This window comes from Streptomyces muensis, from assembly GCF_021474425.1.
GTDB classification, from domain to species: domain Bacteria; phylum Actinomycetota; class Actinomycetes; order Streptomycetales; family Streptomycetaceae; genus Streptomyces; species Streptomyces muensis.
The window spans coordinates 1-1,759 of the sequence record NZ_JAKEIP010000546.1 but is presented as its reverse complement, the minus strand read 5'-3'; the positions used below and the strand labels follow the sequence as shown (position 1 = coordinate 1,759).

At 72.1% G+C, this 1,759-nt stretch carries 2 protein-coding genes; one reads left to right on the top strand and one right to left on the bottom strand.

Annotated features, from left to right (window positions below; genetic code table 11):
- Positions 1 to 15 precede the first annotated feature (15 nt).
- Positions 16 to 1,239 carry a 4-hydroxybenzoate 3-monooxygenase gene (locus L0P92_RS44205; protein WP_234768776.1) on the top strand — a complete coding sequence of 408 codons (1,224 nt, stop codon included), beginning with the start codon at positions 16 to 18 and terminating at the stop codon, positions 1,237 to 1,239.
- Positions 1,240 to 1,244: 5 nt separating this feature from the next.
- Here the strand turns inward: L0P92_RS44205 and L0P92_RS44200 are convergent, their stop codons facing one another.
- Positions 1,245 to 1,604 carry an ArsR/SmtB family transcription factor gene (locus L0P92_RS44200; RefSeq protein WP_234768775.1) on the bottom strand — a complete coding sequence of 120 codons (360 nt, stop codon included), beginning with the start codon at positions 1,602 to 1,604 and terminating at the stop codon, positions 1,245 to 1,247.
- Positions 1,605 to 1,759 lie beyond the last annotated feature (155 nt).

Genomic DNA, 1,759 nt, shown 5'->3' with positions numbered 1-1,759 from the left:
CCCCATAATGCTCGGGTGACCTCCACCTCCCCCCACCCCAACTCCGGCTCCTCGCAACGTTTTCCGGTCGTCGTCGTGGGCGCAGGACCGGCCGGCCTCACCGTCGGCAACATCCTGCGGGCGGCCTCCGTCGACTGTCTGGTCCTGGAGACCGAGACCCGGCAGTTCATCGAGCAGCGGCCACGGGCCGGGGTGCTGGAGGAGTGGGCCGTACGCGGACTCCAGCGGCGGGGCCTCGCGGACGCTCTGCTGGAGCGGGCGCAGCGGCACACGGAGTGCGAGTTCCGGTTCGCCGGTGAACGCTACCGGTTCGAGTACGCGCGGCTCACGGGCGTTCACCACTGGGTCTACCCGCAGCAGTTGCTGGTGACGGACCTGGTGCGGGAGTACGCGGACGTGCGCGGCGGGGCCGTCCGCTTCGGCGTGCGGGACGTGGAGCTGCACGACCTCGACAGCGATCGTCCGTCGGTGTCGTACACCTGCCCGGAGACGGGACGGCGGGAGGTCGTGCTCTGCGACTTCGTCGCCGGCTGCGACGGGGCGCGCGGGGTGACACGCGCCGCGCTGCCCGCCGACCGCGCCCACATCTCCCGCAGTGACTACGGCATCGGCTGGCTGGCGCTGCTCGCCGAGGCGCCGCCGTCCTCCGACTGCGTCCTGTTCGGCATGCATCCGAACGGGTTCGCCGGGCACATGCCGCGCAGCGCCGACGTCACCCGGTACTACCTGGAGTGCCCGCCCGGCGACGACCCGGAGAACTGGTCGTCGGACAGGGTCTGGACGGAGCTCCAGCAGCGGCTCGGGGCGAACGGCGCGCCACCGCTGACCGAGGGGCGGCTGATCGAGAAGCGCGTCCTCGACATGCACAACTACGTCGTCGAGCCCATGGTGTTCGGCCGTCTCTTCCTGGCCGGCGACGCCGCCCACCTCACCGCGCCCATCGCCGCCAAGGGCATGAACCTCGCCCTGCACGACGCCTTCCAGCTCGGCGACGGTCTCGTCACGCACCTCACGAAGGGCGACAGCACCGGTCTGGACGGCTACTCGGCGGCCTGTCTGGGCCGGGTGTGGGACTACCAGGAGTTCTCGCACTGGCTCTCCGAGGTCTACCACGGCACGTCCTCGGGCGACCCGTACCGCGCGGGCACCACCCTCGCCCGTCTCCGCCGACTCTTCGGCTCCCCGACGGCAGCGATGGCGTTCGCGGAGCAGTACCTGGGCAAGAACGCCGACTACTGACGGCGTCAGTCGTGCAGGGGCCGGTCGCTGAGCCGGTGGTCCGCCACGTTCAGCGCCTCGTCGACGAGGCGGCGCAGATGGCCGTCGCGCAGGGAGTAGACCACCCGGCGGCCCTCCTTGCGCGTGTTCACCAGCCCCGCGAGACGCAGCCGCGCCAGGTGCTGGCTGACGGCGGGCCGGGCCGCGCCGCAGGCCTCGGTGAGCGTCGTGACGTCGGCCTCCCCTGCCGTCAACGCGTGCAGCAAGGTGAGGCGGGTGCGGTCGCCGAGCAGGGCGAGGAGTTCGGCGGCCAGCGCGAACTGTTCCTCGCCCGGGGTGCGCGGATGCGCATCGTGCGCAGTTGATAGGTGCATGCGTGCGCTCATACGCACATAATGGCGTCGTGGGCGGCACGCGTCCACTCCCGCGCACTGGAAGGGGACCACCGTGAGCGACCGGCACGAGCACGCGCACCACCACGGGCACGGGCACCGTCACGCCCACGACCACCCCCACCCCGCCCACCGCCCCCCCCCCCCCC